This window comes from Musicola keenii (genome assembly GCF_014855505.1).
Taxonomy (GTDB): domain Bacteria; phylum Pseudomonadota; class Gammaproteobacteria; order Enterobacterales; family Enterobacteriaceae; genus Musicola; species Musicola paradisiaca.
Window position 1 is genome coordinate 83,651 of sequence record NZ_JAAWVW010000004.1, and the last position, 26,136, is coordinate 109,786.

The window sequence follows — 26,136 nt, forward strand, 5'->3', positions numbered from 1 at the left end:
TTACCCGCTATGATTCCTCATTATTCAAATAGACATCCAGACATAAAGATATCCATAAACGGGCAAACCTGATTTCACAACACCGAGGATTGATCATGAAGAAATTCCCCATCGCACTGCTGGCCCTAAGCCTGTCGTCGTTAAGTTCATGGGCTGCCGAAACGCCGGCTACCGCAGCGCCGGTGCCGGCCGTCATCGCCGGCCATCAGGGGCCGGTACGTATCGCCGTCATCCGTAATCTGGGTTCCGACGATAACACCACGCAGTTCATCTCCGGGGTGTTGGAAGAGGGTAAAGCGTTGGGCTTCAAGATCAGTACCTTCCTCAGCAACGGCGATGACGCCAAATTCCAGGACTTCGTCAATCAGGCCATCAGTCAGAAATACGACGGCATTATTTTGTCGCAAGGCCGCGCACCGTACTCTACCGATCTGATTCAACGCATCGTCGACAGCGGCATCAAGGTGTCTGTATTCGACACCGCGGTCGACCGCACCATTGCAGGCGTCACCGTCACCCAGCAGGACGATGCCTCGTTGGCCAACGAATCGCTGGGGCAACTGGTGAAGGACTTCAACGGCCAAGCCAACATCGTTAAATTATGGGTAGCCGGCTTCCCACCGATGGAACGTCGTCAGGTGGCTTACCAGAGGATCCTGAAGGACAACCCGGGCATCAAAGAACTGGAATCCATCGGCGCGGTGTCCTCCGATGTACAGGGCGACACCGCGAACAAGGTCGGCGCGATCCTGGCGAAATACCCGAAAGGCAAGATCGATGCGATTTGGGGAGCCTGGGATGCGTTCAGCCAAGGCGCTTACAAGGCGTTGAAAGAGAACGGCCGCACCGAAATCAAACTCTACAGCATCGACATCTCCAATCAGGATCTGCAATTGATGCGTGAAGCCGGCAGCCCGTGGAAAGTCAGCGTAGCGGTAGACCCGAAACTGATCGGCAAAGTCAACCTGCGTCTGGTCGCCAACAAAATTGCCGGGGAAACGACGCCGGCCAGCTATGAATTCCGTGCGGCCGCCATCCCCCAGGCGCTGCTGCTAAGCCAACCGGGCCCGGTGAACGTGGCCGGTCTGGCGAAAATCATCCCCGGCTGGGGTCAAACCAATGATTTTGTCGCCCCGTGGTTTGCTACACTGGCGGCTAAAGCGAAATAACACGCAGCCGCAATCACCAGGAACAATGTGGGGAGGCTACCGCCAAGGCGCCTCCCCAACGCCATTACGCACCGATAGACCCGTATCAACAATCACGGAGGCTTGTTATGGCATCAGCGCCGTTACCCACGCCAGAGTACAGCCGCAACATGCGGTTGATTGGTCACAGCGATCAGGGCGGACGTCCTGATGGCGTTCAGGTTATGGTTCATCGGGGATATGCCTACATTGGGCACATGGTGTCGCAAGGGGTATCCATCGTCGACGTCCGCGATCCGAAAAACCCCAAACCGGCCGGATTCATCGCCGCGCCGACCGGCACCTGGAACATCCATCTGCAAACCCACGACGATTTATTGCTGGTGGTCAACGCGCGCGACCTGTTCGCCGATGCCCACTTTGCGGAAGAAAAGGTCTACTACACCCGTTCCGTGGCGGATACGGTCAGCACCCGGCAGCAGGATAAAACATGGAGCGCCGGGCTGCGGATTTTTGATATCTCCACGCCGGATCGCCCGCAGGAAATCAGCTTTCTGCCGCTCGACGGCATCGGCATCCATCGCATCTGGTACGTGGGCGGCCGTTGGGCCTACGTCTCTGCGTTGCTCGACGGTTACAGCGACTATATTTTCCTGACCATCGATTTGGCTGACCCTCGCAGGCCGGAGGTTGCCGGCCGCTATTGGCTGCCGGGGATGCACACCGCGGGCGGCGAACACCCCGGTTGGCCGGAGGGCAAACGCTACGCGCTACACCATGCGATCGTTAGCGGCGATACCGCTTACGGCAGTTGGCGCGACGGCGGCCTGACACTGCTGGATGTCAGCGATCGCACCCAACCGACGCTCATCAGCCACCGCAACTGGAGCCCGCCGTTTGGCGGCGGTACGCACACCGCGCTGCCATTGCCGGATCGCGACTTGCTGATCGTACTGGATGAAGCGGTACTGGATAATCAGGAAGATGGCGAGAAACTGATTTGGGTCTTCGACATCCGTGATCCGGCTAACCCGGTGAGCATCGCCACCTTCCCGCAGCCGCATGAAACGGACTACGTCAAAAAGGGTGCGCACTTCGGCCCGCACAATCTGCATGAAAACCGGCCAGGCAGTTTCATCAGTTCCTCGCTGATCTTCGCGACCTATCAGAATGCCGGGGTACGCGCCTACGACATCAGCAACCCATATCATCCCAAAGAAACCGGCGCATTAGTGCCCGCCGCGCCGGAACGCATGATCGACCAACGCCCGGGGCGCCCTCGAGTGATTCAGTCGTGCGATGTGTTTGTGGATGCGCAAGGGATTATCTACAGCACCGACTACAACGCAGGTCTGTCGATTATTGAGTACCGCGGATAGTTCGTGATGCGTTCAGGAGAAGTAGCCCGCGACCGCGGGCTGTAGCGCGCCGTCAACTGATGCGGGCGCACATCACGGCATACTGACGGCAATGTTCGCCAGGAAAACACACCGGTAAATGTGGTGATGCTGTTTTCATTAATCCTGCGCGAATCGCGCCCTGCGGCCGTTAGCGGTTGTGGAACCAGCGCGGATCGATATTGCCCATGTCGATACCGTATAGACTGGAAATCGACAACAGCGCGGCAAGCCAGTGATAAACCTCACGCTTGTCGCGTTCAGCACTCAGCGTTTCTTTTCGGGTAGCGCGTTTCCCTATTCCTCTGAAACGTTTTGCGACAGCAAGCATCATGTTCACCTCCACCTGTTGGTTCAAACCGGAATACGCTCAGGTATTGAGTTAATCGAAGAATGCACCCAAAAGGAAATATGGCTTTCTGCGGTGGATATCCGGAAATATGCTAAGAGCCAGCGGTAATGGTTTGGTCGTCGGGCATCGAGCAACAGATAGGCTGACGCCTGGTGTAGTGCAATTTACCCAGCACTCGAGCCCACATTCGGGATAATGGCGCCGCACCCGCGTGACCCGGCGCTCGACATCGCCCATCGTTCGTTTTCCGGTCCGTCTCGTCTCAGGCGAAATACTGGCGCATCAAAATCTCCGCACCGTCGTCAATCGCCTTGTGGATCGCCCTGACGCTGCGCTCGCTGTCACCTGCCGCCAGCGCCTCCAGCAATTCATCGTAATTGTGGTGCCCCTGCGCCGTTTCGGTGGACTGCGGATAAAGATAGTTAAAACAAGGACCAATGCGGACCCACAACTGCTCGATCAGCGAGGTCAACGTCGGCATCCGCGCATCGTCGTACAGCCGGAAACGAAATGTCCGATTGGCCTGCAGCGCCAGTTCAACGTTCCCCGCCAGCTTAGCGTCGCGAAATGCGCTGCAGAACTGCGCCAGCACCACCCGCTCCTCCTCGGTCATCCGCTGCGACGCCGCCGCAACAGCCATCCCTTCCAGATGCTTGCGGATCAGAGTGATCTCCTGGTAACAGGTCAGCGAAATCTCCGGCACCATGAACGCCTGGGCGGGGGCGGCATCCAGCGCGCCGGACGACGCCAGCCGCAGCAAAGCCTCGCGAACCGGCGTGATGCTGGTGCCCAGCTGTTCGGCAATCTCTTTGGTGATCAGTCTCGCGCCCGGTTTCAACGCCCCAACAATCAGTGCGCTCTTCAATTTTCCCTCGACCTGCATGGTCAGGCTGACACGTTGCGCTTTCTCCAACTCCAGCATGCTTTTTTCCTATAGCAAAAAACCAAATTTGCAATTGCGGTTTACTGATTGGCCTGTCATATATGAAGTATATAGGATATATCATGTATCTTTAAGCTCAATATATACACCGGTTGACGCCATCCATCGTGTGAGCTCAGACCGGAAAGGCCGGATACCACGTTTGCTGTTATCAGGCTGTGTTCCTCAATGAACCCGGCGCGGCAGGTTCGTCATCAGACAAGACTGAGACATCATTCATCTCAGAGCGGTTGGTGAGCACGCCGTGGCGACGAAATCCTCGGCAGTCACGCCATTGAGGAACACAGCCTGTATTTTCCAGTCATGTCCGTTGCCGGACACAGGTATAAGGATTGATGTAATGAAACATTCTGTCCGTACTATTGCTTCTTTGGTTGTGCTGTTCAGTTTGCTTTCGCCCGCCGGCCGGGCTAGCGAACTGGTGATTGGCCAACCTGCTTCCGCCACCGCCATGGATCCCGGCTTCCTCAAGGAAGCCGCCACTCTCGTCGACAACATTTTCGATACGCTGGTGTTGCGCGACGCCGATATGCGGCTGCAACCTGGCCTCGCCACCGCCTGGAAAGCGCTGGATGCCACCACCTGGCAGTTCGATCTTCGGCAGGGCGTCACCTTCACCAACGGGGAACCGGTCAACGCCGCGGCGGTGAAATTCTCCATCGATCGGATTCTGGATCCGGCCAATAAGGCGCCGACCATCTCTTATATCCGTACCATCGCCTCGGTGGAAGTCACCGGCGATTATCAGGTACGCATTCACACGCAAGGTCCGGACCCACTGCTGCCCACGCGCATGAGCCGCTACCCGACGTACATCGTTCCGCCCGCCTATATCAGTAAGGTCGGCGCGGCGGAATTCGCCCGCAGGCCGATCGGCAGCGGCGCTTACCTTATGAAAGAGTTTATTCCCGACGAGCGGGTGGTGATGCAGGCCAATCCGAACTACTGGCGCGGTAAGCCCGCCATCGACCAGGTCATCTGGCGCCCAATACCTGAAGCTACCGCCCGCATCACCGCCTTACTGACCGGTGAGGTGCAACTGGTGGACGGCGTACCGGCCAACCTGGTACCGGCGTTGCAAAACAAGCCTGGCGTACGGCTGGAACAGGTGCAAGGCGGCGGGTTAACTATCTATCTGGGGCTGAAGAACAACCAGAAACCGTTGGATGACGTCCGGGTGCGTCAGGCCATCTCGCTGGCGCTGAACCGTCAGGCATACACCAGTCAGTTACTGCATGACTTCGGCACGCCGACCGGCACCCTGCCGCGGCCGAAGGATTTCGGCTATCTGGATATTCCAGCGCCGAAACAGGACATCGTCAAAGCCAAAGTCCTGCTGCAGCAAGCCGGCTACCCGGATGGATTCAGCCTGAAATTCCAGGCGCCGCGCCGCTACATCGCCAGCGCCGAAGTGGCGCAGGCCATCGTGCAGGATCTGGCCGCCATCGGCATCAAAGTGCAGTTGGAAGTGCCGGAATGGTCGGTGTACACCCAGCAGGTGGCCTCCGGCAAGCAGGCGGAACTGTATATGCTGGCCTGGGGATCGACCCAGACGCTGGACGCAGACGCCGCGCTCTACCCGGTGCTGCATTCGGGCGAACCCTACTCCACCGTCAATTCGCCGGAGTTGGATACCTTGCTGAACGACAGCCGCGCCACCGTCGACAGCCAGAAGCGCGAGCAGATCCTGCATAAAATCCAGCAGTGGGTGGCCGAGCAACAGCCGCTGATCCCGCTCTACCGCGAAGATTCGCTCTACGCCGGTAGCGACAAATTGCATTTCACCGGCCGGGCCGACGCCCGCATCCCCTTGTTCGATCTGACGCTGCAATGATCGCCGCGCCCCGACGTTCCGCTCGCCGTCGCCGTTTCTACGGCGACGGCGTACTCGGCGGCCTGCTGATCGTCATGGTGTTGGCGGCGGCCCTGCTGGCACCGCTGCTGCCGCTGGCCGATCCGCTGGCCGGCAGTTTGACGGACATTTTCCTACCGCCGGGCAGCGTCAGCGCCTCCGGCCACCACTGGCTGGGCACCGATCAGCTGGGTCGCGATCTGCTGTCCCGCATACTGGCGGGCACGCGGTTATCGCTGACAGTGGTAATGCTGGCGGCGTCGATCGCCGTGGTGCTCGGCAGCCTGCTCGGCATGATCGCCGGCTACGCCGGCGGTTGGCTTGACGCGCTGATCATGCGTCTTATCGACATCCAACTGGCGGTGCCCTTTATTTTATTGATCCTGCTGGTGATGGTGCTGTTCGGCACCAACCTGCAAAACATCGTCATCATCATGGGCGTCACCAGTTGGGCGGTTTACGCCCGCGTCGCACGGGCTAAGACGCTGGAAATCCGGGAGTTGGAATTCATCGAAGCGGTTCGTGCGATGGGCTTTTCCGCCCCACGCATACTGCTGCGTCATATTCTGCCCAACCTGGCGACGCCGTTAGTGGTGTTGTTAACGCTGGATATTCCGCGCCTGATTGTGCTGGAAGCGTCGATCGGCTTTCTTGGCATGGGCGTCCAGCCGCCGACCCCGACCCTCGGCAATCTTATCGGCGAAGGGCGCTCTTATCTGCTGCTGGCGCAATGGCTGGTGCTGTGGCCCGGCGTGGTTATCGCCGCACTGGTCGTCGGCTGCAACCTGCTGGGCGACGCGCTGCTGCGCCGCACCCACACGAGGCTCGAATAACATGCCACGCTATATTTTCTCGCGCATCGGGCAAGCCGTGTTAGTCATGTTCGGCGTATCGCTGCTGATTTTTTACAGCCTGCATCTGACCGGCGACCCGGCGGCGCTCATGATGCCACCGGGCTCCAACCAACAGGAGATCGATGTCTTTCGTCACAGCATGGGATTCGACCAGCCGTTGTTGCAGCAGTACGGCCGTTACCTCGGCAATGTGCTGCGCGGCGACCTCGGCGCTTCGCTGCGTTACGAGCAGCCGGTGGTCAGCCTGATCGCGGCGCGTATTCCAGCGACGCTGCTGCTGGCGGCGACCGCTCTGGCCTGGAGCACGGCGGCCGGCCTGTTGCTCGGCATCGTCAGCGCCGTCTGGCGACATTCGGTCTGGGATCTACTGGCCCGGCTGCTGGCGTTCAGCGGACAGGCCATCCCGGTGTTCTGGCTCGGGCTGCTGCTGATTATCCTGTTCAGCCTCAATCTGCACTGGCTGCCCTCCGGCGGCTATGGCAGCGCCAGCCAGTTGCTGATGCCCGCCGTCAGCCTGGGCGCCTACTACATGAGCGCCATCGCCCGGCTGGTGCGGGCCAGCCTGATCGATGTATTGCAGCAGGACTATATTCGCACCGCGCAGGCCAAAGGGCTGAGCCAGACGCGCATCCTGATCCGCCATGCGCTGCGCAACGCACTGATCCCGGTAGTGACCGTCCAGGGCATGTATTTTGCGTCTTTGCTGGGGGGCGCGCTGGTCACCGAGATCATTTTTGCCTGGCCGGGTATCGGCCGGCTGGCGGTACAGGCGATCCAAAACCGCGATTTCCCGCTGGTGCAGGCCATCGTATTGCTGGCGGCTCTGGTGTTTGTGGTCGTCAACTTACTGATCGACCTGCTGTATGTGGTGCTCAATCCGAGGATAAAACTGTGACCGGGCAACGAACCGATCTGTTGGAAGAAACGCTGGCGCTGTTGACGGCCATCACGCCGTTTCAAAGCGTTAGCGGCAATCTGTCACAGCAGCGCACGCTGGCCGCCTGGCTGGAACAGTGGCTGCAGACCCACCTCAACGCCCAGGTCGTCTACCCGGTCAGCCGGCAATTGCAGCTCGACCGACCGCCGTTGGTGCACGTAAGGATCGACATCGGCGCCCGCACCTCGTTGACGCTCTACAACATGTACGATGTGATGCCCGCCGACGCCGAAGGCTGGCAGTCCGATCCCTTCAACGGCGTCATTACCCGCCGGGCGGACAAAGGCGACGTGTTTGTAGCGCGCGGCGCGGAAAACAACAAAGGGCCGCTGGCGGGCATGCTGGCGGTCGTACGCCAGCTGTGGCGCTCCGGTCGGCTGCGCGTCAATCTGGATATCTTGCTGGAAGGGGAAGAGGAAACCGGCAGCGGCCATCTGCGGCGCTATCTGGCCCGGCAGCCTTGCCCGGTCGCGGCGTCGCAGGCGGTGCTGTTTCCGTCATTGTGCGAATACGGCGGCGGCCCGCCGCGCATTTATCTGGGCTTTACTGGGCTGACCTCCGCGCGATTGCAGGTGAACGGCGGCGATTGGGGCGGCCCGCAGGCGGCAGTCCACGCCAGTAACGCCGCCTGGATCGCCAACCCGGCCTGGCGGTTGACGCAGGCGCTGGGGCGGATAGCGCCTGCCGAACAGAATGGCGTATTGCTCACCTGCCAGCCGGACGACGACGCGCAAGCACTGCTGACGCCGCTGGCTTCCCGTTTCGTTGTCGCCGATGAGCTGCGCTTTCGTCGCAGCGCCCGGCTGGCGATCGAGGGCGATACGCTGCATTGCCTCAACCATCTGCTGGGCAGCGCGGTACTCAACATCGCCGAAATCCATACCCTGCCAGCCGGCGGACGCGGCGTGATTCCCTACGCTGCATCCGCCGAACTGGCGCTGCGCGTGCCGCCGCATCTCGACCCGCAAACACTGCTGCATGACATCCGGTACGCCTTGTCACGCCCGGAACTGGACGGCGTCGCGCTACATATCGCCGATAGCTATCCCGGCTGTCGCTTCGGTATGCAGGATGCGGGGGTGGCCGAGCTGCTGCACAGCTACCGGCGGCAACAGGCCGAGCCGGATATCTGGCCGTGGGCGCCGGGATGCGCCCCTGCTTACGCCTTTGCACCGATCGCGCCCGCCTTTCTGATTGGCGGGCTCGGTGAAGGCGGCAACGCGCACGGCATCGACGAATTCGCCACGCTGCGCGGTCTGACGCGATTTACCCAATCGCTTGTCGACTGGCTGGGCGCTTTTTACGACCCTCCCCGCACCGCCGGGGAACACACCGAAAACAGGAATGACGTATGAAAACACTGGCTGATTTTGAGCGCGTCACGCTGGGATTTTTCCCCACCCCACTGGAGCCGCTGCCGCGTCTGGGCGACGATCTCGGCATTTCGTTGTCGATTAAACGCGACGATTACACCGGGTTCGGCGGCGGCGGCAACAAAGTACGCAAACTGGAATACCTGATGGCCGACGCCTGCCGCCGGCAGGTGAACGTGGTGATCACTACCGGCGGCCATCAGTCCAACCATGCCCGCATGGTGGCGGCTGCGGCGCGTAAATACGGCATGAAGCCGGTGCTGGTGTTGCGCGGCCATGCGCCCGACGCCTATCAGGGCAATTTGCTGCTCGACCGGCTGTTTGGCGCGGAGCTGGAATTTCTCGACCCGGACGCCTATTTCACCCAGATTGACGGCGCCATGCAGGCGCACGCCGACGCGGCGCTGGCCCGCGGCGAAAAACCGCTGGTCATTCCGCTGGGCGGTGCGACGCCGCTCGGCGCGCTGGGTTACGTCCGCGCAGTCGAAGAAATGGCGGCGCAGTTGAGCGAACGCGGCGATAATCCGCCGGATTACCTCGTCGCGCCCTGCGGTTCCGGCGGAACGCTGGCGGGCCTCTACGTCGGCGCCCGCCGCTATTGGCCGCAGACGCGCATCATCGGTATCAGCGTCAGCGCCAAGTCCGAATGGTTTCAGACGCGCATCGCCGTCATGGCGCAGGCATGCGCCGATCTGCTGGAATGGGATCAGCGTTGGCTGCCCGAAGACATCCAGGTAGAGGACGGCTACGTAGGCGCCGCTTATGACGTGCCGTCTCCCGGCGGCATCGATGCTATCTATCAGGCGGCGCAGTGCGAAGGCGTGCTGCTTGATCCAGTCTATACCGGCAAAGCCATGCACGGCCTGTTCGCACTGGTGGCGCAGCGGCGCATCCTGCCGGGCAGCCGGGTCGTCTTTATCCACTGCGGCGGATCCCCCGCGCTGTACCCCTTCGCGCAACGCTTACTGGAGGCCTGAGCATGCCGGCGCCGTTACGCTTTCTCAATCAGTCCCAGGTGCGAGCACTGGGCGGCGAAGACCCGCAGCAGGCGTTTCTCGACGTGGTGGATACCGTGCACCTGCTGCGTCAGGGAACGGCGAGTATGCCGGCGGAAACCCACGTCGGATTGGACACGCCTGGAGGGAAAGTCTATGCCCTGCCCGCTCGCGTCGGCGGCCGATTCAACATTACCGGGGTGAAATGGACCGCGCATCGCCCCGACGCCGACGATGGTTTCCCGATGGCGATGACGCTGACGCTGCTCAACCGGGCGGACAACGGCGTTCCTATTGGGCTGCTGGAGAGCGGCGGTCTGACCGCGGCCCGCACCGCCGCCGTATCGGCAGTGGCGCTGCATTACGCCGCGCCCAGGCCGGTGGAGCGGGTATTGCTGCTGGGCGCGGGTGTGCAGGCCCGCGCCCACCTCGCCATGCTGCAAACACTGTTCCCGCATCTCGCCCAAGTCACCTGCTGGAATCGCACGCCCGCGCACTTAAAGCAGATGTTGGTCGGTGCCGGACGTTCCCCCTGGCTCATCGTCGCCAAAACCAAGCTACAGGACGCACTGCAGCAGCCCTACGACGCGTTGATCAGTTGCACCGGCAGCCCGACGCCGATACTGACGCCCGAGGCGATGCGCGACGGCACGTTGCTGATTCAGGCGGGCTACCACGAAGCCGCGTTTGAAACCATCCGCCGCGCTACGCAGGTGGTGGTGGATGCCTGGGGCGATTTCTGCCGCACCAGCGCCAAAAGCCTGTTCCAAATGTTTCGCGCCGGCCAGTTTACCGAACGCCAGGTTGCCGCCGATCTGACGCAGTTGATTGTGGACGGCTGGCGGGCGACGCCGAACGATCGGATCTACTTTTCTTCGTTCGGCCTCAACGTGTTCGATATCGCGCTGGCGGGGCGGGTGCTGCAACAGGCCGCCGCCAGCAACACCGGTACCGCGTTGCCGCTGTTTACAGGATCCCCGTTATGCTGATAGATGCTTCCACCTTGCGCCGGCGCCTGGCGACAGGGGAAAAATTCGACCTGATTGATGTCCGAGATCACGTCGATTGGCGACAGGCCACATTGCCCGATGCCCACCATCTCAATGTGTATGACTATTTCATTCCTGACGCCACCGAAGCGGGCGTGCAGCAGATGGCGGCGTCTTTCCTGCACGCCTGGCGACAACTGCCGCTGCGCCCTGACGCCACCCCGGTGTTTTTTGAACACCAAGTGGGCATGCGTTCGCCGCGCGGCGTCTGGTTTTGCGAACTGGCGGGCGAACGCAGCCCGCTACTGCTGGACGGCGGGTTGACCGCCTGGCGGCTGGCGGGCGGGGCGGTGTCGCCGGGCCGGGGGATCAGCGCCGTCGTCAGCGCGTCGCACCATGTGCCGCTGCCGGTCGATTTCCGGCGCGAACATACCGCCACCCGCGATGAAGTCATCCATGCGGACGGCGTAACGACCCTCATTCTCGATGCCCGCCGCCCCACCGAATTCGACGGTAGCTTTGCGCATCCGTGCTGTCCGCGTGCGGGCCGGATCCCCGGCGCAATACTGCTGTTCTGGGAAGATATGGTTCATGGCGGGCGTTTTCTAGCGCCGGAAGAGATTGCCCGTCGAGCGCAGGCCGCTGGGTTGCAACCGCATCAGCGCATTATCGCCTACTGCCACCGCGGCGCGCGCGCGGCCACCGTCACCACCGCATTGCGGCTGGCAGGCTATACCCGGCTGGCGGTATACGTCGGTTCCTGGCATGAATGGGCCGAACACCAGGAACTGCCGCTGCAACGCGGTGCGCCGACGGGCGCCGGCCCTCAGGCCTGATCCCGATCACCGGGCGGCGCGTCGTTGGCGCGCCGCTGCGCCAGTGACTGGCGGATATCCGGCGCCGCCGCCACCAACCGTCGAGTGTATTCATGAGCGGGACGATCGAGCACCTGTTCGGTCGTTCCGCGCTCAACGATAACCCCATGGTACAACACCACCACCCGATCGCAGATCTGACGCACAGCGCCCAGATCATGGCTGATGAACAGGATGCTCAACCCCAGCGTCGCCCGCAGTTGGCCGAGCAACGTCAGTATCTGCCCGCGCACCGATACATCCAGCGCGGACACCGCTTCGTCCGCCACCAACAGTTCAGGTTCCAGCGCCAACGCACGCGCAATGACGATGCGCTGACGCTGACCGCCGGAAAATGCGCCGGGCCGCCGCCCGGCATGGTGCGGTTCCAGCCCGACGCGCATCAGTAATGCCGCCACCCGGGCCGGGATCTCGCCGGCCGGGCACAACCGGTGTACCCGCAGCGGTTCAGCAATCTGTTCACCGACGCTCATTGCCGGGTCAAGGCTGGCGTAGGGATCCTGAAAAATAATCTGCGCTCGCCGGCGCAGTTGCCGACGCTGACGGCGATCCGCCTGACCGAGGTCGATACCGTCAAACTCCACCACGCCGTCATCCACCGGGATCAACCCAATCGCCGTGCGCCCCAGCGTCGTCTTACCCGATCCCGACTCGCCGATCAGCCCGACAATTTCTCCCCGCTCCACCGTCAGCGAAGCGGCGTGCAGCACGGTATGAGATCGCCCCGGAAAAAATGGCACGGCGGCCGGCTGCGCGTAGGATTTCGTAACGTTCTCCAGCCGGATTAACGGGTTATCGCTCTGCGCCACCTGCCGGGCGGCGGCCGGTTCCGGCTGCGACGCGGCGATCAGTTTACGGGTGTAAGCCGCCTGCGGACGGCTGAGCAAAACCGGGACATCCCCTTGTTCGACGATATTCCCCTGATGCATCACGCAGGCGCGATGGGCATAGCGCGCCACTACGCCAAGATCATGGGTAATAAGCAACACGCCCATTCCCCGCTCCCGTTGCAGTTCCTGCAACAAATCCAGAATCTGCGCCTGAATGGTGACATCCAGGGCGGTGGTCGGCTCATCGGCTATCAGCAACGACGGTTTACAACTGATGGCGCTGGCGATCATCACCCGTTGCCGCATGCCGCCGGAAAGCTGATGGATATACTGCCTGGCGCGCCGGGCCGGTTCGACGATACCGACTCGCTCCAACAGCGCAATGGCTTCCCGCTGCGCCTGACGCCAGCCCAAACGCCGATGCCGCACCAGCACTTCCGCAATCTGTTCTCCGACCGTCAACACCGGGTTCATACTGCTCATCGGTTCCTGAAAAACCATGCCGATACGCTGCCCGCGCACCTGCGGCGCGTAGGCGTATCCCGGCGCTGCGATCGTCTGCCCGTCAAGACGCACCTCGCCAGCGGCATGATGCAGCCCTTCCGGCAGCAATCCCACCAGTGACAGAGCGCTCAGGGTTTTACCGGAACCCGATTCCCCGACCAACGCCACAATCTCCCCGGCGTGAACATGGAAGGCAATGTGATTCACCAGCGGCTTATCTCGGAAAGTTCGGATCGCCAGATCGGTAACGGTCAACAGTGGGGATGCGGAAGTCATAGCGGTGTACCGGTCAGAAAACAGATTGATGATATATAATATATTCTTTGCACAACCCCGGCTCAATCATAGGGTCAGTCGATTTTCTGATGGCTTATAGCCGGGGGTTATCAGGAATGCGGAATGCCCGCCAGGCGCGCCGATGCAGGACGACGTCGAATAAAAAAACCGCTTGTCTTAAAGATCTCGCGGCGTGGGAAGCCGTCTCCGACGGCCAGTACGGGGCAATGCTATCGGGTAGAAAAATCAGTCCGCGCCGCCCATCGCTGAAACACACCGGAGAGGAGCAGGAAAACGCCTCTCCGGCGGTCGCCTCGCAAGTCATACGGCTTAACGGACTCGCATGACGCAGGGCGCGGTCTTATCTATGCCGCCACTCAGGACAGCGCCAACACCGACACCCACATCGGCCCCTGGCCGACCGCATAACGCGCCAGCGGCGTCAGCCCGCCGTTGCCCGCATCAATACGATACACTTCGATATGGTGGGATTTCTGCCCGGCGGAAATCAGGTACTGGCCGGTATGGTCGAGATTAAAACCGCGGGGCTGGGTTTCCGTCGGTTGATGACCGAGTAGCGTCAACGCACTGCCGTCTTCCGCCACCTGGAGGATACTGATCAGGCTAGCGGTGCGATCAGTGGTGTAAAGATGGCGTCCGTCCGGCGTGATATGGATATCCGCCGACCAGCAAGTACCGTTGAAATCCGCCGGCATCGCATTCAGCGTCTGCACCCGGCGAATCTGTCCATCGAGTGCATAGACGTCCACGGAGCTATCCAACTCATTCACACAGTAGGCGAAACGCTGGTTCGGGTGGTACGCCATATGGCGCGGACCCGCGCCTGCCGCCGTGTTCTGCTCTTCCGGCTGATGTGGCGTCAACGTGCCGTCGATGCCGAGGTCATACAAACGGATACGATCTTGTTTCAGACAGGGTGCCCACAGAACGCGGTTTTCCGGATCGATATTGGAAGAGTGGCACCCTTCCAGACCGTCTAGCTGCTGAATCGGCGCGGCCACTACCCCCTCAACGCCGATCGGGCTGACGCTGAGGCAGGCGTTACTATAGGAAGCGCTGAACAAAAAACGTCCCTGCAAATCGGTGGACAGGTGAGTCGGGCTACCCGGCAACGGCGCGACGCCCGCCTGCGTCAGGCACCCTTGTTCATCAATGCGATAGCTAATCACCCGGAACTCCGGCCGCACGCCGACGTACAGATGACGATTGTCCGGTGCAATGGTCATCGGCTGTACCTGCCCAGGAACGTCAACCACCTGGAGCAGACTCAGTTCACCACTGGCCGCCAGTTGCCAGACGTGAATCTGCTGGCTTTCCGGGCTGGCGATATAAACCACTTGCTGCATTCAATTCTCCTTGTTAATTCGGATGGCCGGCCGCGCCGACGCCATCACTGATAAATCGGATCATTTCTCATGCCGTACACAGGGAAACGGGAATAAATCACAGAATAAAGAACCATTAACCTGTCGACCTGCCTGCATCCAGTGTACCATCGCCAAGAATGCTTCTGACAACCGGATGAGAGATCTATGACCTACCGTGTAATCGCCCTGGACCTTGACGGCACCCTGTTAACCCAAAAGAAAACCATTCTTCCCGAATCGCTGATGGCGCTGGAACTGGCCAAACAAGCGGGCATCAAGATCCTGATCGTTACCGGACGGCACCATTCGGCCATTCACCCTTTTTATCAGGCGCTAGAGCTGGATACTCCCGCTATCTGCTGCAACGGCACTTATTTGTATGATTATCAGACCCAGCGGGCATCCTGCGCCAATCCACTGCAACCACATCAGGCGCGTCAGGTGCTGGACATGCTGGAGCACTTCGCTATCCACGGGCTGATGTACGCCGACGACACCATGATGTATCAGCACACCACCGGTCATATCACCCGTTCACTGGCCTGGTCGCAGACGCTGCCGGAGCATCAACGCCCGGCGTTCCAGCAGGTGGAAAATCTGCACGTCGCCACCCACGATGCCGGCAATATCTGGAAATTCGCCACCTCGCACGCCGACAGCGCGGCGCTGAATGAATTCGCCGCTTCGGTGGAGCACGAACTGGGTTTGGCCTGTGAATGGTCGTGGATCGATCAGGTCGATGTGGCGCAAACCGGCAACAGCAAAGGCAACCTGTTGCAGCGTTGGGCGGCATCGCAGGGCATCGCCATGAACGAGATCGTGGCCTTCGGCGATAACTTCAACGACATCAGCATGCTGTCCAACGTAGGGCTAGGCGTGGCGATGGGCAACAGCGCCGACGACGTGAAAGCGCGTGCCGATCTGGTGATCGGCCACAACGAACAACCGGGCATCGCCGATATCATCATGAGCAGAGTGTTGAACTAAACCGGAATGATTATCCCGGTGTGCGGCAGAGGATACGGCCGGCGCAGCCATCACCGTCAGTAACGGCGCGCCGGGCGTTTTCTGTTTTTTATGTCGCCATACAGTTACCGCAACATTATGACGTGATAGAGACGCTTTTTATCTGAGCATACAGCCACTGATAGGGCCGCAACGCCAGCTCATCCCGCGCCCAGGTGGTGATTCTGGCCCACAACGCTTGCTCGCCAATCGCCAGCTTAACCTCCACCTGATCACCCACTTCTATGCATTCCAGCACCTTGGCCGCCAGAATATTGCGGATACTGCTGACCGGTGGCCGCTGCATCACCAGCGATACATCGGCGGCGTTGACGCGAATGCGCAACGTCTCCCCTTTCGGTGCGTCGAGCCGCCCCACCCACAGGTGTTGCTCGCCCAGCGACAGCGCCGTCATCGCATAATTCGGATGGTGTTCCAGCACGGTAACTTTCAGCACGCTGCTCTGTTCACCCTGCGGCAGCCAGGCACGCAACGCGGTGCTGGCCCAGACTTCCTCCAGCGGCCCCTGCGCCTTGATCTGGCCTTTGTCCAACACCACCACGCGATCCGCCAAGCGCAATACCTCTTCTAGGCTGTGGCTGACGTACAAGATCGGGGTGTTGACCTCTTTTGATAGCCGTTCCAGATAGGGCATCAGTTCACGCTTGCGGGGAAGATCCAACGACGCCAGCGGCTCATCCATCAACAGCAATTCCGGTGCCGTCAACAACGCGCGCCCTATCGCCACCCGCTGTTTTTCACCACCCGAGAGCGTCATTGGATAACGGCGCAACAGAGGGTCGATACCCAATAGCTGTACGATGTCGTCAAACTGTGCCGCCATTTTTTCCGCCATGCCATAGCGCAGATTGCCTTGCACGCGATAGTGAGGAAACAGACGAGCATCCTGGAAGACGTAACCGATCCGTCGTTGTTCCGGCGGTAGGAAAACCCGCATATCACTGTCAGACAGCACCCGCTCATTAAGCTGAATGCGTCCTTGATCGGGTTTGGTCAACCCGACAATCGCGTTGATCAGTGAGGTTTTCCCCGCACCGGATACGCCAAACACCGCAGTAATGCCGCTGGACGGCAGCGTGGTTTTCACGCACAGCGACAAATCGCCCAGTTGCTGGGTAAAATCCAATTGCAGCATTATCCCCCCAGCCGCTTACGGCCCCACTGTGTCAGCCACTCCGATAGCAGCAATGAAAGCAATGAAAGCGCAATGGCGATAACACAGAGCCGGGCGGCCAGCATTTCCGCCCCCGGCGTTTCAATCAAGGTATACATGGCTGATGGGATGGTACGGGTTTCGCCCGGAATATTGGAAACAAAGGTGATGGTCGCGCCGAACTCCCCCAGCGAGCGGGCAAAGGCCAGCACGGTGCCCACCACAATGCCGGGCAGCGTCAGCGGCAAGGTTATGGTGAAAAATACCCGCCACGGGCCGGCGCCCAACGTGCGGGCCGCCAGTTCGAGCCGACGATCCACGGCTTCCAGCGCCAGTCGTATCGCCCGCACCATCAGCGGAAACGACACCACCGCCGAGGCCAGCGCGGCACCATGCCAACTGAAGCTGAAGCTGAAACCAAACCATTCATACAACCAGGCGCCGATCACTCCCTTGCGGCCCATCCCTATCAACAGCAGATAACCAATCACCACCGGCGGCAACACCAGCGGCAAATGGATAATGCTGTCGAGCAGGGATTTTCCGGGGAACCGGCAACGCACCAACACCCAAGAAGCCAGAATCCCCAGCGGCAGGCTGAAAAACACCGCCACCACCGAAACGCGGAGACTGAGTTCTACGGCCTGCCATTCATAATCGTTGAGTATCATCAGCGCGGTGTAAAGCCGTAACGTTTGAACACGGCGGCCGCCTGCGGCGTTTTCAGGTAGTCAAAGAAAGCCTTGACCGCTGCGTTATTATGACCCTTGACGATCGCCATCGGGTATTCCACCGGTTTATGGGTATCGGCGGGGAAGATACCGACCACTTTCACCTTAGTGCTGGCGACGGCATCAGACCCATACACAATGCCCAGCGGCGCTTCTTCGCGCTCCACCAGCACCATGGCGGCACGCACGTCGTTAGCCCGCGCCATCAACGGAGAGAGCGTATCCCAGGCTTTCAATTTCTGCAGCGCTTCCTTAGCGTAAATACCGGCCGGCACGTGATCTGGATCGCCGACGGACAGGCGACCGCCTTTCAGCAGGCTTTTCCAATCCGTGGTGTCGTTGATTTTAATGCCCTTGATCTCGGAAGACTTAGGCGCAATCACCACCAGCTCGTTGCCCAGCAGAGTATAGCGCGTGTCGTTTTCCATCAGCTGTTTGTCTTGCGCGTAGTCCATCCACTGCTGATCGGCCGAAATGAACATATCGGCGGGCGCCCCTTGCTCAATCTGACGAGCCAGCGTTGAAGAAGACGCAAAGGATGACACGATGGACACCTCTTTACCCTGCTGATACTGCGTGGCGATCTCCTGCAACGCATTGGTCAACGACGCGGCGGCGAACACCGTCACTTTTTCCTGTGCAGCGTAAGCGCCTGCGGTCATTCCCAGAGTCAACGTGGCGGTAGCCAGCCATTTAGTCCACTGCAATTGCATAGATTCCTCCCAGCATTTATCGTTGTGTAAAAACCAATATAACGATAAATATCGAATCTACTACGATTTTTCATTGTTCTGACGCAAAAAAACGCCGTTCGTCACACGTCAAAGGCATAAAAAACGCCGGGAACGTTTTTCAATCGCGCCTGACGTCCGTGCGTTGGTGGCGTACAGAGATGTACGTCATAAAAAAACCCGACGTCGCATAAACGGCGACGCCGGGTTTTTATTGGGATTCGCAATAAAATATTGTGTTATTTGCTCACCAAGGAAGCATCTCGGCGGCTGCCCATACCAATGGCGGAGAACAGGTTGAACAGTTCTCCCAACCCATAAATAGCGCCCAAAATCACCGCCATCATCACCGGTACCATACATACTGCAAACAACAGACTTTTCAGCAATTCCAACATGTTGACCTCACTTCTTACCAGACTGACCGCATTCAGCCAGCAATGCTTTTCTTCAGGGTGGGTTATCATACGGCAGTCTACCTGAACCGAGGGAATTCATACGTCCATTTGTGCGATTTCCTCACCGATATATACCCTAAATCATTCAGATGCAGGCCGCTATATACACATCGGCATATTATACGTCGGCACTTTGGGACAATCGTTATCCGCGCCTTGTCACGCAATAACCAGAGGAATACCCAAAAACTTACCTCGGTAAGCGGCAGGATCGAACAGCGACATTGCCGTGGGCTGCGGTGAAAACAGCGAGTTGTGTCGCGAAAGAGGCAAGCCCATGGAGGGAAGGAGTAATGAAGTCAAAGGGATGACAGGTATAATCTATTGAATAATCACTAATACGGAACCTTGCCATGCAAGCAGAAATTCTTCTTACCCTCAAACTGCAGGAACGTCTGTTCGCCGATCCCCGACGTATTACCCTGCTGAAACAGATCAAACAGACCGGTTCAATCAGCCAGGGAGCAAAACTGGCCGGTATCAGCTACAAAAGCGCCTGGGATGCCATCAACGACATGAATTTGTTGTCGGAACAAACCATCGTCGAACGCTCCACCGGCGGCAAAGGCGGTGGCGGTGCACTGCTGACGCGCTACGGCGACCGGCTGCTGCAGCTGTATGATCTGCTGGCGCAAATCCAGCAAAAGGCGTTTGACGCGCTGCAACAGGACAACCTGCCGCTCGACAGCCTATTAGCGGCCATCGCCCGTTTTTCACTACAAACCAGCGCCCGCAACCAATTTTTTGGAACGGTGCTGGAACGGGATCATCAGCAGGTTCAGCAGCATTTAGCGATCCTGCTGGCAGACGGCAAAACCCGATTGCAGGCCGCCGTCACTCAACAGAGCGCCGAGCGCCTACAACTGGAAAGCGGCAAAGAGGTACTGGTATTGATCAAGGCCCCTTGGGTGGACGTCACCGCCGCAGGCATCCCGGCCCCCGACGCCGACAACATCCTGCCCGGCCAGATCACCCGCCTGCAACCGGGCGCCAGCCATAGCGAAGTATTGGTGACGCTGGACGGCGGCGAAATCGTGTGCGCCACGCTGCCCAACGAAACGGTCGCACGGCAGGAATTGCATGCCGACCTGCGGGTCAACGTCAGCTTTGACGCGGATAAAGTCATTATCGCGACATTGTGCTGACTTACGCTTCAAGCCTTGACTGACGCCACCATGCGCCTTATCCCTAAGGGCTTGATCACACAAACAGGGAATTATTATGTCATTGCTGCAAATCCGTCAGGCACAATTTCGATTGAGCGATACCCGCACGTTACGCCTTGATGAACTGATGATATGCCAGCAACAAAGCTGGGCGTTTGTCGGCGCCAACGGCAGCGGCAAATCCGCGCTGGCGCGAGCGCTCTCCGGTGAACTGGTGCTGTTGAACGGCGATCGCCAATCTCAATTTCAGCGCGTGGCGCGGTTATCGTTCGAACAGTTACAGCAATTGGTTTCGCAGGAGTGGCAGCGCAACAACACCGACATGCTGAGCGCCGACGAGGACGACACCGGCCGCACCACCGCCGAAGTTATTCAGGACGACGTGAAAGAGGCGGCGCGTTGTGAACAACTGGCAGCACAGTTCGGCATCACCCACCTGTTATCGCGACGTTTCAAATATCTGTCTACCGGAGAAACCCGTAAGGCCATGTTGTGTCAGGCATTGATGACGCAACCGGATCTGTTGGTGCTGGACGAACCCTTCGATGGTCTGGACGTCGCCTCGCGCGCGCAACTGGCCGCATTGCTGGCCACGCTGGCGCAGGGCGGCCAGACGATGGCGCTGATTCTCAATCGTTTTGAGGATATACCACCGTTTATCGGGCAGGTCGGCATTCTGGCGGACTGCACGCTCACGCGCCAGGGGACGCGGGACGCGGTACTGTCCGATGTGCTGGTGTCACAGCTGGCGCATAGCGAAGCGGTCGCCAACACCGCACTCCCCGCAGCGGAGGATCCGACGCTACGTCCGACGCTGGCCCCGGATACCGCTCGCATCCAATTACATCACGGTGTGGTGAGTTACAATGATCGCCGCATTCTGGACGATCTCTCCTGGGAGGTTCTGCCCGGCCAGCACTGGCAAATCGTTGGGCCGAACGGCGCAGGCAAATCCACGCTGTTGAGCCTGGTGACGGGCGATCATCCTCAGGGCTACAGCAACGATCTCACGTTATTCGGGCGCCGTCGCGGCAGCGGCGAAACCATCTGGGACATCAAACGCCATATCGGCTATGTCAGCAGCAGCCTGCATCTGGAATACCGGGTTAACACCAGCGTCAGCAACGTGATCATTTCCGGTTTTCTCGACTCCATCGGCATCTATCAGGCGATTTCAGATCGGCAACGTTTTCTGGCCGATCAATGGCTGTCGTTACTCGGATTAACATCGCTGGCCGACTCGCCGTTCCATGCCCTTTCCTGGGGCCAGCAGCGCCTGATCCTGATCGTGCGGGCGCTGGTTAAACACCCCACGTTGCTGATTCTGGACGAACCGTTGCAAGGGCTCGACCCGCTCAACCGGCAGTTGGTTCGGCGCTGGCTGGATATCCTGATTGGTCAGGGAGAGACGCAATTGCTGTTCGTTTCCCACCATGCTGAGGACGCCCCTGGTTGCATCACCCACCGGCTGACCTTTGTCCCTCAGGGAGACGCTTACTATTATCAGACCGAGCGCCTCTGACTTCGCGCCGGGCATTCATTCTGATGAGCGCCCGGAGTGATAACGTTACCACAAAATCCCTCTTCCTGTTTTTAAATGACGAAACTACTGGCGTCGTTATTTCATCGCGATATGCTGATCCCTCTACATCAGCGTCACACTGAGATTGCTTATAGTTCGGCGCTGATCACCTTTTTATCCTTTTTGTCATGGTATTTTTTTTAATGAAATCACATTGGAGATGTTTCTATGAAAGTCCTGATCACCGGTGGTAGCGGTTACATAGGCAGCCATACCTGCGTACAACTTATCGCAGCGGGGCACCAACCGATCATCCTCGACAATCTGTGCAACAGCAAAGCCAGCGTGATCACCGCCATCACTCGGGTCAGCGGGCAAGAACCTATTTTTTATCAAGGCGATATTCGCGATCGCCCTCTGCTGCAAACGATTTTTGCCCAGCATGATATCGACGCCGTTATCCATTTCGCCGGCCTGAAGGCGGTCGGTGAATCGGTACGTGAGCCTATCAGCTACTACGATAACAACGTCTACGGCACCCTAACGCTGGTGGACGCCATGAAGCAGGCAGGCGTCAAAACGCTGATTTTCAGCTCCTCCGCCACTGTTTACGGCGATCAGCCTCAGATCCCTTATCAAGAAAGTTTTCCCACCGGCACGCCTGCCAGCCCTTACGGCCGCAGCAAACTGATGGTGGAACAGATCCTCGCCGATCTGCAGCGCGCCGAGCCGGACTGGAGCGTGGCGCTATTGCGCTATTTCAACCCGGTGGGCGCCCATCCATCGGGCGAGATGGGCGAGGATCCGCAAGGCATCCCCAATAATCTGATGCCCTATATCGCGCAAGTCGCGGTAGGCCGCCGCGAATCGCTGGCGATTTACGGCCACGACTACCCAACGCCGGACGGCACCGGCGTGCGCGACTTCATCCACGTCGTCGATCTGGCGGATGGTCATGTCGCCGCCATGCGCGCGCTGCACCAAAAACCGGGTGTGCATATCTACAATCTGGGCGCTGGCGTAGGGTACAGCGTGTTGCAAATGGTAGAGGCCTTCAGCCGGGCCTGCGGCAAACCGCTGCCCTATCATTTCGCACCGCGGCGTGATGGCGATTTGCCCGCCTACTGGGCCGACGCCGAAAAAGCCGCCCGCGAACTGCACTGGCGCGTCAGCCGCACGCTGGACGAAATGGCGGCCGATACCTGGCGTTGGCAGTCCCGCCACCCGAACGGTTTTCCCGATTGATTTGCCGATAGTCGCAAGAACGTCGACCACGCATGAGAAAAAAGGTACCCCATGGCGCATTTTGATCCTGTCGAACATCCACATCGCCGCTATAACCCGTTGACCGGCCAATGGGTGCTGGTTTCCCCACACCGGGCCAAACGTCCGTGGCAAGGTCAGCAGGAGACGGTCTCATCCGATTCGCTGCCGACTCACGATCCTCAGTGTTTTCTCTGCCCCGGCAACATACGGGTGACGGGTGATAAAAACCCGGACTACCAGGGGACACATGTGTTCACCAATGATTTCGCCGCGCTGATGGCGGATACGCCGCCCGCGCCGGACAGCCACGATCCATTGCTGCGTAGCCAGAGCGCGCGCGGCACCAGCCGGGTGATCTGTTTTTCGCCGGATCACAGCAAAACGTTGCCGGAACTGCCGCTGACCGCGCTGGAACAGGTGATTGCCACCTGGCAACAGCAAAGCGAAGAATTGGGACAAACGTACCCTTGGGTGCAGGTGTTCGAAAACAAGGGTGCGGCGATGGGGTGCTCTAACCCGCATCCGCACGGGCAGATCTGGGCCAACAGCTTCCTGCCGAACGAAGCGGAACGGGAAGACCGGCTGCAACGTGACTATTTCCAGCAACAAGGAACGCCGTTGCTGGTGGATTATCTGCAACGCGAGCTGCGGGAAAAAACGCGGATAGTGGTGGAAACCGATCACTGGCTGGCGGTGGTGCCCTACTGGGCGGCGTGGCCGTTCGAAACCCTGCTGCTGCCCAAAGAACAGGTGCTGCGTCTGCCGGAGATCACACCGTCACAACGCCAGGATCTGGCACTCGCGCTGAAAAAGCTCACCAGCCGCTACGATAACCTGTTCCACACCTCGTTCCCTTACTCCATGGGCTGGCACGGTGCGCCATTCACCGACGGCGACCACAGCCACTGGCAATTGCACGCCCACTTTTACCCGCCGCTGCTGCGCTCCGCCACGGTTCGCAAATTCATGGTGGGATACGAAATGCTGGCGGAAACCCAGCGCGATCTCACCGCCGAGCAGGCCGCCGAACGGTTGCGTGCGGTCAGCGACATTCATTATCGTGATTCAGGAGTTTCTCAATGACCTTATCCGCACGTACCCAGGCCGTGTTCCTGCAGCAGTTCGGCTATCCCCCCGCCGTCATCGTGCAGGCGCCGGGCCGGGTCAATCTGATCGGGGAACATACGGATTACAACGACGGCTTCGTGCTGCCCTGCGCCATCAACTACTGCACCACCATCAGCGCGGCGCCGCGTGCGGATCGGTTGATTCGGGTCGTGGCGGCGGACTACCACGATCAGTTGGACGAATTTTCGCTGGATGCGCCGATTGAGCCCCATCCGAACTGGCAGTGGGCCAACTATGTACGCGGCGTCGTCAAGCACCTGCTACGCCGCAGCCATGCTTTTGACGGCGCAGATCTGGTGATTGGCGGCGATGTGCCGCAGGGCGCCGGGTTAAGCTCTTCCGCCTCGCTGGAAGTCGCGGTCGGCAAAGCAATCCAGACGCTATATCAACTGCCGTTGGATAACGTGGCGCTGGCGCTGAATGGACAGGAAGCGGAGAACCAGTTCGTCGGCTGCAACTGCGGCATTATGGATCAGCTGATTTCCGCGCAAGGCCAGCGCGACCATGCACTGCTGATCGATTGCCGTTCACTGGAAACCCGCGCCGTACCGTTGCCGAAAAATGTGGCGGTCGTCATCATCAATTCCAACGTCAAGCGTGGACTGGTAGACAGCGAATACAACACCCGCCGCGAACAGTGCGAAGCGGCCGCGCGCTACTTCCAGGTCAGTGCGCTGCGCGATGTCAGCGAAGCGGACTTCGCCGCCCGTTCAGCCGGGCTGGATCCGCTGGCGGCCCGCCGTGCCCGCCATGTCATCACCGAAAACGCCCGCACGCTGGCGGCGGCCGATGCACTGGCTCTCGGCGATTTACGGCATATGGGAGAACTGATGGCCGCCTCTCATGCTTCCATGCGTGATGACTTTGAGATCACCGTTCCACCGATTGATACCCTGGTGGAGATCATCAAATCCGTCATCGGCGCCGAAGGCGGCGTGCGAATGACCGGCGGCGGGTTCGGCGGTTGCGTCGTGGCGCTGGTTCCTGCGCATCTGGCCGATGTAGTGCAAAACACGGTGGCGCTCGAGTACCCTCAACGCACTGGGCTGCAACCCACCTGTTACGTTTGTCAGGCTTCGCCGGGAGCAGGTTATGTCGAGTAACCTTACCGAAACTACCGAGCTGGCGCCGGATGGGCAGCCTTTTCAGCTCGTCACGCTGTGCAACCGCGCGGGTATGCACGTCACACTGATGGACTGGGGAGCCACCTGGCTCTCCTGCCAGATCCCCTTGTCCGACACGGAAACACGAGAGATCCTACTCGGTTGCGCGCCGGAGCAATATCCACAGCAAAATGCCTACCTCGGCGCGTCCGTCGGCCGTTACGCCAACCGTATCGCCCGCGCCACACTGCACTACGACGGCAATGACATTGCACTCACCGCCAATCAGGGTCGTCACCAACTGCACGGCGGCCCGGACGGTTTTCATGCCCGCCGCTGGCAAATACTGCAACGGGACGCGCGACAAGTGGTCTATCAACTTCATTCACCGGACGGCGATCAGGGATTCCCCGGCGCGTTGACGGCGCAAGTGCGCTATCAACTGACTGAGCAGAATGCGCTGGCAATCGACTATCAGGCGGTGGTGGATCAGCCCAGCCCGGTCTGTTTAACCAACCATGCCTATTTCAATCTGGACGGCCGTCGTTCCGATGCCCGGCAGCACCAACTGCAAATTATGGCGGATTACTACCTGCCAGTGGATAGCGAAGGCATCCCCCTCAACGGACTGAAAGCGGTACAGGGCAGCAGTTTCGACTTCCGTCACCCTAAAACGCTGCTGAAAGATTTTATGATCGATCGGGATCAGCAGGCCGTCAGCGGCTACGATCACGCCTTCCTGTTGCACCGCACCTGCGGCTCCAGCGAAAGCCCGGCAGCCAAGCTGTGGTCTGCCGACGGTCGACTGGAACTGGCGGTGTATACCAGCGCCCCGGCGCTGCAGTTGTATAGCGGCAATTTTCTGACCGGCACCCCGACGCGGGAAGGCGGCCGTTACCAGAATTTCGCCGGCATCGCGCTGGAGAGCGAGTTTCTACCGGACAGCCCGCATCACCCCGACTGGCCACAGCCCGATTGCTGGTTGAAGCCCGGCAAACGCTATCATTCTCTCACTACCTACGCGCTGAGCATTCATCCCTGACGGTATGCCGGAGAGCCTCGCTTTCCGGCGCTTTACAAAACTCTTCAATTTGTTGCTTGTCGTAAGGTTTTTCAGACTTTTACACTGGCGCTAGTTT

24 protein-coding genes are annotated in these 26,136 nt (G+C 59.7%); 16 read left to right on the forward strand and 8 right to left on the reverse strand.

Annotated elements, in window-relative coordinates; all coding sequences use genetic code 11:
• The first annotated feature begins 95 nt into the window (after window positions 1-95).
• Window positions 96-1,169, forward strand: coding sequence for a sugar ABC transporter substrate-binding protein (locus tag HEP82_RS05485; protein ID WP_192457169.1), 1,074 nt, complete (start codon window positions 96-98; stop codon window positions 1,167-1,169).
• A 107-nt stretch (window positions 1,170-1,276) separates the two neighbouring features.
• Window positions 1,277-2,527, forward strand: coding sequence for an LVIVD repeat-containing protein (locus HEP82_RS05490; RefSeq protein ID WP_192457170.1), 1,251 nt, complete (start codon window positions 1,277-1,279; stop codon window positions 2,525-2,527).
• 169 nt (window positions 2,528-2,696) lie between these two features.
• Here HEP82_RS05490 and HEP82_RS05495 read toward each other — a convergent pair whose 3' ends face one another.
• Window positions 2,697-2,879: a hypothetical protein gene (locus HEP82_RS05495; RefSeq protein WP_192457171.1), complete on the reverse strand. Its 183-nt coding sequence runs from the start codon at window positions 2,877-2,879 to the stop codon at window positions 2,697-2,699.
• A 280-nt stretch (window positions 2,880-3,159) separates the two neighbouring features.
• Complete coding sequence (locus HEP82_RS05500; protein ID WP_192457172.1) at window positions 3,160-3,819, reverse strand: GntR family transcriptional regulator; 660 nt, start codon at window positions 3,817-3,819, stop codon at window positions 3,160-3,162.
• Between the two features lie 361 nt (window positions 3,820-4,180).
• Between HEP82_RS05500 and HEP82_RS05505 the strand changes: the two genes are divergently transcribed.
• The 7 genes from HEP82_RS05505 to HEP82_RS05535 are packed head-to-tail and all read left to right on the forward strand — an operon-like array spanning window position 4,181 to window position 11,676.
• The gene (locus tag HEP82_RS05505) at window positions 4,181-5,674 is read left to right on the forward strand and encodes an ABC transporter substrate-binding protein (RefSeq protein WP_192457173.1); all 1,494 of its coding nucleotides are present in this window, start codon (window positions 4,181-4,183) and stop codon (window positions 5,672-5,674) included.
• A complete protein-coding gene (locus HEP82_RS05510; protein WP_192457174.1) occupies window positions 5,671-6,525 on the forward strand; it encodes an ABC transporter permease in 855 nt (284 codons plus the stop codon). Before HEP82_RS05505 ends, HEP82_RS05510 begins: the two co-directional genes overlap by 4 nt.
• Window position 6,526: 1 nt before the next feature.
• Window positions 6,527-7,441 (forward strand): ABC transporter permease, encoded by a 915-nt coding sequence (locus HEP82_RS05515; RefSeq protein WP_192457175.1) that lies wholly within the window; start codon window positions 6,527-6,529, stop codon window positions 7,439-7,441.
• Window positions 7,438-8,838 carry a M20/M25/M40 family metallo-hydrolase gene (locus tag HEP82_RS05520; protein WP_192457176.1) on the forward strand — a complete coding sequence of 467 codons (1,401 nt, stop codon included), beginning with the start codon at window positions 7,438-7,440 and terminating at the stop codon, window positions 8,836-8,838. Before HEP82_RS05515 ends, HEP82_RS05520 begins: the two co-directional genes overlap by 4 nt.
• Window positions 8,835-9,833: a 1-aminocyclopropane-1-carboxylate deaminase/D-cysteine desulfhydrase gene (locus HEP82_RS05525; RefSeq protein ID WP_192457177.1), complete on the forward strand. Its 999-nt coding sequence runs from the start codon at window positions 8,835-8,837 to the stop codon at window positions 9,831-9,833. Before HEP82_RS05520 ends, HEP82_RS05525 begins: the two co-directional genes overlap by 4 nt.
• A gap of 2 nt (window positions 9,834-9,835) precedes the next feature.
• Entirely contained in the window at window positions 9,836-10,840 is a 1,005-nt protein-coding gene (locus HEP82_RS05530) for an ornithine cyclodeaminase family protein (protein WP_192457178.1), read from the forward strand.
• On the forward strand, window positions 10,834-11,676 hold the full coding sequence (locus HEP82_RS05535; RefSeq protein ID WP_192457179.1) for a sulfurtransferase: 843 nt from the start codon (window positions 10,834-10,836) through the stop codon (window positions 11,674-11,676). Before HEP82_RS05530 ends, HEP82_RS05535 begins: the two co-directional genes overlap by 7 nt.
• On the opposite strand, the gene HEP82_RS05540 is transcribed toward HEP82_RS05535, so the two are convergent.
• Together HEP82_RS05540 and pgl are read right to left on the reverse strand one after the other, a co-directional pair.
• Window positions 11,667-13,325: a dipeptide ABC transporter ATP-binding protein gene (locus HEP82_RS05540; protein ID WP_192457180.1), complete on the reverse strand. Its 1,659-nt coding sequence runs from the start codon at window positions 13,323-13,325 to the stop codon at window positions 11,667-11,669. The two genes, HEP82_RS05535 and HEP82_RS05540, sit on opposite strands and share 10 nt — an antisense overlap.
• A 377-nt stretch (window positions 13,326-13,702) precedes the next feature.
• Entirely contained in the window at window positions 13,703-14,692 is a 990-nt protein-coding gene (pgl, locus tag HEP82_RS05545; protein WP_192457181.1) for a 6-phosphogluconolactonase, read from the reverse strand.
• A gap of 186 nt (window positions 14,693-14,878) precedes the next feature.
• Here pgl and HEP82_RS05550 point away from each other — a divergent pair, with 186 nt between their 5' ends.
• Complete coding sequence (locus HEP82_RS05550) at window positions 14,879-15,700, forward strand: pyridoxal phosphatase (RefSeq protein WP_192457182.1); 822 nt, start codon at window positions 14,879-14,881, stop codon at window positions 15,698-15,700.
• Window positions 15,701-15,815: 115 nt separating this feature from the next.
• On the opposite strand, the gene modC is transcribed toward HEP82_RS05550, so the two are convergent.
• From modC to HEP82_RS05570, 4 genes are all read right to left on the reverse strand, one after another.
• Window positions 15,816-16,874 (reverse strand): molybdenum ABC transporter ATP-binding protein ModC, encoded by a 1,059-nt coding sequence (gene modC, locus HEP82_RS05555; protein ID WP_192457183.1) that lies wholly within the window; start codon window positions 16,872-16,874, stop codon window positions 15,816-15,818.
• A complete protein-coding gene (modB, locus tag HEP82_RS05560; RefSeq protein ID WP_012764799.1) occupies window positions 16,874-17,563 on the reverse strand; it encodes a molybdate ABC transporter permease subunit in 690 nt (229 codons plus the stop codon). The genes modC and modB overlap by 1 nt, the downstream gene beginning before the upstream one ends.
• Window positions 17,563-18,336 (reverse strand): molybdate ABC transporter substrate-binding protein, encoded by a 774-nt coding sequence (modA, locus tag HEP82_RS05565; RefSeq protein ID WP_192457184.1) that lies wholly within the window; start codon window positions 18,334-18,336, stop codon window positions 17,563-17,565. The genes modB and modA overlap by 1 nt, the downstream gene beginning before the upstream one ends.
• A gap of 257 nt (window positions 18,337-18,593) precedes the next feature.
• Entirely contained in the window at window positions 18,594-18,752 is a 159-nt protein-coding gene (locus HEP82_RS05570; RefSeq protein WP_192457331.1) for an AcrZ family multidrug efflux pump-associated protein, read from the reverse strand.
• A gap of 413 nt (window positions 18,753-19,165) precedes the next feature.
• On the opposite strand from HEP82_RS05570, the gene modE reads away from it, so the two are divergent.
• The 6 genes from modE to galM all read left to right on the forward strand — a co-directional run bounded on the left by modE (window position 19,166) and on the right by galM (window position 26,039).
• Window positions 19,166-19,957 (forward strand): molybdenum-dependent transcriptional regulator, encoded by a 792-nt coding sequence (modE, locus tag HEP82_RS05575; RefSeq protein ID WP_192457185.1) that lies wholly within the window; start codon window positions 19,166-19,168, stop codon window positions 19,955-19,957.
• Window positions 19,958-20,033: 76 nt separating this feature from the next.
• Window positions 20,034-21,500, forward strand: coding sequence for a molybdate ABC transporter ATP-binding protein ModF (gene modF / locus HEP82_RS05580; protein WP_192457186.1), 1,467 nt, complete (start codon window positions 20,034-20,036; stop codon window positions 21,498-21,500).
• A 228-nt stretch (window positions 21,501-21,728) separates the two neighbouring features.
• Window positions 21,729-22,745, forward strand: coding sequence for a UDP-glucose 4-epimerase GalE (gene galE, locus HEP82_RS05585; protein WP_192457187.1), 1,017 nt, complete (start codon window positions 21,729-21,731; stop codon window positions 22,743-22,745).
• Window positions 22,746-22,796: 51 nt separating this feature from the next.
• Complete coding sequence (gene galT, locus HEP82_RS05590) at window positions 22,797-23,849, forward strand: galactose-1-phosphate uridylyltransferase (RefSeq protein ID WP_192457188.1); 1,053 nt, start codon at window positions 22,797-22,799, stop codon at window positions 23,847-23,849.
• The gene (galK, locus tag HEP82_RS05595) at window positions 23,846-24,997 is read left to right on the forward strand and encodes a galactokinase (protein WP_192457189.1); all 1,152 of its coding nucleotides are present in this window, start codon (window positions 23,846-23,848) and stop codon (window positions 24,995-24,997) included. The genes galT and galK overlap by 4 nt, the downstream gene beginning before the upstream one ends.
• Entirely contained in the window at window positions 24,987-26,039 is a 1,053-nt protein-coding gene (gene galM / locus HEP82_RS05600; protein ID WP_192457190.1) for a galactose-1-epimerase, read from the forward strand. The genes galK and galM overlap by 11 nt, the downstream gene beginning before the upstream one ends.
• Window positions 26,040-26,136: the final 97 nt, after the last annotated feature.

Coding starts and splice junctions, on each gene's coding strand:
- HEP82_RS05535 (WP_192457179.1), top strand. CDS start 10,834: ATGCTGATAGATGCTTCCACCTTGCGCCGGCGCCTGGCGACAGGGGAA.
- HEP82_RS05505 (WP_192457173.1), top strand. CDS start 4,181: ATGAAACATTCTGTCCGTACTATTGCTTCTTTGGTTGTGCTGTTCAGT.
- galM (WP_192457190.1), top strand. CDS start 24,987: ATGTCGAGTAACCTTACCGAAACTACCGAGCTGGCGCCGGATGGGCAG.
- modE (WP_192457185.1), top strand. CDS start 19,166: ATGCAAGCAGAAATTCTTCTTACCCTCAAACTGCAGGAACGTCTGTTC.
- modF (WP_192457186.1), top strand. CDS start 20,034: ATGTCATTGCTGCAAATCCGTCAGGCACAATTTCGATTGAGCGATACC.
- HEP82_RS05570 (WP_192457331.1), bottom strand. CDS start 18,752: ATGTTGGAATTGCTGAAAAGTCTGTTGTTTGCAGTATGTATGGTACCG.
- HEP82_RS05525 (WP_192457177.1), top strand. CDS start 8,835: ATGAAAACACTGGCTGATTTTGAGCGCGTCACGCTGGGATTTTTCCCC.
- HEP82_RS05550 (WP_192457182.1), top strand. CDS start 14,879: ATGACCTACCGTGTAATCGCCCTGGACCTTGACGGCACCCTGTTAACC.
- galE (WP_192457187.1), top strand. CDS start 21,729: ATGAAAGTCCTGATCACCGGTGGTAGCGGTTACATAGGCAGCCATACC.
- HEP82_RS05485 (WP_192457169.1), top strand. CDS start 96: ATGAAGAAATTCCCCATCGCACTGCTGGCCCTAAGCCTGTCGTCGTTA.
- modB (WP_012764799.1), bottom strand. CDS start 17,563: ATGATACTCAACGATTATGAATGGCAGGCCGTAGAACTCAGTCTCCGC.
- modA (WP_192457184.1), bottom strand. CDS start 18,336: ATGCAATTGCAGTGGACTAAATGGCTGGCTACCGCCACGTTGACTCTG.
- HEP82_RS05490 (WP_192457170.1), top strand. CDS start 1,277: ATGGCATCAGCGCCGTTACCCACGCCAGAGTACAGCCGCAACATGCGG.
- HEP82_RS05510 (WP_192457174.1), top strand. CDS start 5,671: ATGATCGCCGCGCCCCGACGTTCCGCTCGCCGTCGCCGTTTCTACGGC.
- galK (WP_192457189.1), top strand. CDS start 23,846: ATGACCTTATCCGCACGTACCCAGGCCGTGTTCCTGCAGCAGTTCGGC.
- HEP82_RS05540 (WP_192457180.1), bottom strand. CDS start 13,325: ATGACTTCCGCATCCCCACTGTTGACCGTTACCGATCTGGCGATCCGA.
- modC (WP_192457183.1), bottom strand. CDS start 16,874: ATGCTGCAATTGGATTTTACCCAGCAACTGGGCGATTTGTCGCTGTGC.
- galT (WP_192457188.1), top strand. CDS start 22,797: ATGGCGCATTTTGATCCTGTCGAACATCCACATCGCCGCTATAACCCG.
- HEP82_RS05530 (WP_192457178.1), top strand. CDS start 9,836: ATGCCGGCGCCGTTACGCTTTCTCAATCAGTCCCAGGTGCGAGCACTG.
- HEP82_RS05495 (WP_192457171.1), bottom strand. CDS start 2,879: ATGATGCTTGCTGTCGCAAAACGTTTCAGAGGAATAGGGAAACGCGCT.
- HEP82_RS05515 (WP_192457175.1), top strand. CDS start 6,527: ATGCCACGCTATATTTTCTCGCGCATCGGGCAAGCCGTGTTAGTCATG.
- pgl (WP_192457181.1), bottom strand. CDS start 14,692: ATGCAGCAAGTGGTTTATATCGCCAGCCCGGAAAGCCAGCAGATTCAC.
- HEP82_RS05500 (WP_192457172.1), bottom strand. CDS start 3,819: ATGCTGGAGTTGGAGAAAGCGCAACGTGTCAGCCTGACCATGCAGGTC.